The following is a 249-nucleotide window of genomic DNA, read 5'->3' on the forward strand; positions in this document are numbered from 1 at the left end:
CCTGATAACCGGGGATCGCCACCGCTTTTAAGATGGCGCGGCGGATCATGCGTTTGGTCTGCTCGTCGAGGTAGGCAAAGTTGTAGCCGCTCAGATTAGCCATGGTTCTTCTCCTGTTGCAGACGTTTGAGTAGCTCCAGTTCGGCCTGGAAATCGACGTAGTGGGGGAGTTTGAGGTGCGAGACAAAGCCTGCGGCTTCGACGTTGTCGGCATGTGCCAGCACAAACTCTTCATCCTGCGCCGGGCCT

2 protein-coding genes are annotated in these 249 nt (G+C 57.0%); both read right to left on the bottom strand.

Annotation, left to right across the window (positions count from 1 at the left end; genetic code table 11):
• Positions 1-103, bottom strand: a 103-nt coding sequence (locus SB756_RS33405; protein ID WP_410913675.1) for an alpha-D-ribose 1-methylphosphonate 5-phosphate C-P-lyase PhnJ, incomplete at its 3' end; no start/stop codon positions are given.
• Positions 96-249 (bottom strand): carbon-phosphorus lyase complex subunit PhnI (locus SB756_RS33410; RefSeq protein WP_410913676.1); only part of this gene is annotated, 154 nt, incomplete at its 5' end. The genes SB756_RS33410 and SB756_RS33405, both read right to left, overlap by 8 nt.

It is taken from the genome of Pseudomonas sp. SIMBA_068, from assembly GCF_046534705.1.
Taxonomy (GTDB): Bacteria; Pseudomonadota; Gammaproteobacteria; order Pseudomonadales; family Pseudomonadaceae; genus Aquipseudomonas; species Aquipseudomonas putida.